The sequence below is a fragment of the Thermomonas sp. genome, from assembly GCF_025993755.1.
Classification (GTDB): Bacteria; Pseudomonadota; Gammaproteobacteria; order Xanthomonadales; family Xanthomonadaceae; genus Thermomonas.
In genome coordinates this window covers 1-2095 of the sequence record NZ_JAMQHN010000194.1, presented here as the reverse complement: position 1 = coordinate 2095, position 2095 = coordinate 1, and the positions used below count along the sequence as shown (strand labels likewise).

General features: G+C 69.3%; 4 protein-coding genes. All 4 read right to left on the bottom strand.

Going from position 1 to position 2095, the window contains the following annotated elements:
• Nucleotides 1-7 precede the first annotated feature (7 nt).
• Nucleotides 8-382, bottom strand: a complete 375-nt coding sequence (locus tag Q0X16_RS13125) for a universal stress protein (RefSeq protein ID WP_297835283.1) — start codon at nucleotides 380-382, stop codon at nucleotides 8-10.
• Nucleotides 383-607: 225 nt separating this feature from the next.
• Nucleotides 608-910, bottom strand: a complete 303-nt coding sequence (locus tag Q0X16_RS13120; protein WP_297835281.1) for a hypothetical protein — start codon at nucleotides 908-910, stop codon at nucleotides 608-610.
• Nucleotides 911-914: 4 nt separating this feature from the next.
• The gene (locus Q0X16_RS13115) at nucleotides 915-1865 is read right to left on the bottom strand and encodes a sodium-dependent bicarbonate transport family permease (RefSeq protein ID WP_297835278.1); all 951 of its coding nucleotides are present in this window, start codon (nucleotides 1863-1865) and stop codon (nucleotides 915-917) included.
• Nucleotides 1862-2095: hypothetical protein (locus Q0X16_RS13110; RefSeq protein ID WP_297835276.1), on the bottom strand; the 234-nt coding region annotated here is incomplete at its 5' end. The genes Q0X16_RS13115 and Q0X16_RS13110, both read right to left, overlap by 4 nt.

The window sequence follows — 2095 nt, the reverse complement described above, 5'->3', positions numbered from 1 at the left end:
GGCCTGTTCATGTGGCCGCCGCATAGAGAAGGCTCGCGAGCGCAGCGCCCAACCCGGCGGGCACGCCGTAGCGCTCCGCTCGACTGGCGGGGCTGCCGGCGACGATCAGCACCGGAACTCGGGTCAGCTCGATGACGCGGTTGGTGGTCGAACTGTCGATCCAGCGCAGCAGCGAGCTCCTGCGTGCCGTGCCCATCACGATGTGGCTGCAGCGCAGCCGGGCGGCGTACTGCACGATGACGCCCGCCTTGTCGCCGATCTCGACGTGCGCGCGGTAGGGCACGCAAGCCTTGTCCAGCAGCGCCTGCGCCGGCTGCAATGTCGAGCGCGCCCGATCCTCGAGAAAGGCGCGGCGTTCCGCCGCACTCACGAAGCGGGCCACGTACGCGGACAGCGGCCGTTTGCACGTTCAGCAGATGAACCTGCAGGTCGGGGCGCTGGCGGTACTCATCGATGACGTGCCGTACGGCGGCGAGCGAGTTGGCGCCGCCGTCCACCGGGACGAGGAGACTCGACATGGTGTGCCTTTCGTCCGGCATGGCGTTCAGCAGTGCCGAGCGCCGTCCGGTGCGCCGTGGCGCGGTGTCGATCGGGGCGGCGGTCGTCATCAGAACTTCTCCGGCCGCAGCACCGCGACGTCCGTCACGAACAGGATCATCGCGTAGTCGTCGTAGTACTTCGCCTGCAGGTGCGCCGCGATCGCCTCGGCCGTCGCCGCGTCGCAGACGACCTCGATGCGCACGTTGCTGCTGGCGTCCCAGTCGGACTTGCGCACGCCCCGGCCGCCCTTGCCGCGGGCTTCGGTCAGCGTATAGCCATGCGCGCCGAGGCGCTCGAGATCCTGCAGCAGCACCGTCTCGATCGCGGCTTCGGTGACGATGGTCAGCAGCTTGCGCGTGTGCGAGTTCATCGGCTTATCCGGCCAGGTAGGCATGCGCGCTGACGGCGAGCGCGTAATAGAGCGGGATTCCCACCAACACGTTGAAGGGGAAGGTGACCCCGAGCGAGGCGGCCAGCGACAGCGCGGGGTTGGCGTCCGGCACCGAGATGCGCATCGCTGCGGGTACGGCGATGTACGAGGCGCTTGCCGCGAGCGTAGCGAGCATCGCGACACCGCCGATCGACAGCCCCAGCAGCAGACCGAACCCTGTGCCCACGAGCGACGAGACGAGCGGCATGCCGAGCCCGAACGCGACCAGGAAAGCGCCGTAGCGTCGCAGGCTGCCGAACTGGCCGGCCGTGATCAGGCCCATTTCGAGCAGGAACAGGGCCAGGATGCCCTTGAACAGATCGAAAAACAGCGGCTTGACCGGCGCGAGGCCGTCCGACCCGGCTGCCCAGCCGATGGCGAGGCCGCCGACGATCAGCACGATCCCCTTGCCGAGGAACACGTCGTGCGCCACGGCACCCAGGCGCATGTCGCGCGAGATGCCGCGGGCGAGCACGATGCCGACCAGGATGGCCGGCACCTCCAGCACCGCCAGCAGCAGCGGCATGTGCGGCTCGAAAGCGATGTCACGGCTGGCGAACCACGCCACCGCCACCGCATAGGTGGCGACGCTGACCGAGCCGTAGTGCGCCGCGATGGAGGCGGCATCGGCACGTTTGAAGCGGCCGGCGTAGTGCAGCACCGGGAACGCCAGCAGCGTCAGCAGCACGCCCATCGCGATCACGGCGAGGATCTGCGGCGCCAGGTTGGCGAACGGCTGTTGCGCGAGTTCGATGCCGCCTTTCAGGCCGATGGCGAGCAGCAGCAGCATGCTCACCAGTTCGTAGACCGCCGACGGCAGGCGCAGCTCGGAGCGCAGCAATCCGGCGGCCAAGCCGAGCAGGAAGAACAGCAGGATGGGATCGAGCGAGTTCACGGCCGCGGTCCCGCGTCGGCATCGGTGCCACCGGCGCGCGGTGCCTCTGCGTCGTAAAGGGTATCGAGCGTCGCGCGCCCTGACAGTCCGGCGCGCACCGCGCGACTTTCGAGGTGTCGCGACCAGAGCCGGTGGGCGGCCTGCACCCAGGTCGCGCCGCACAGCAGGTAGCGCGCGAGCGTACGGCGGCGATTGGCCTGCACGACCACAGCGTGCTGCGACGCCATCGG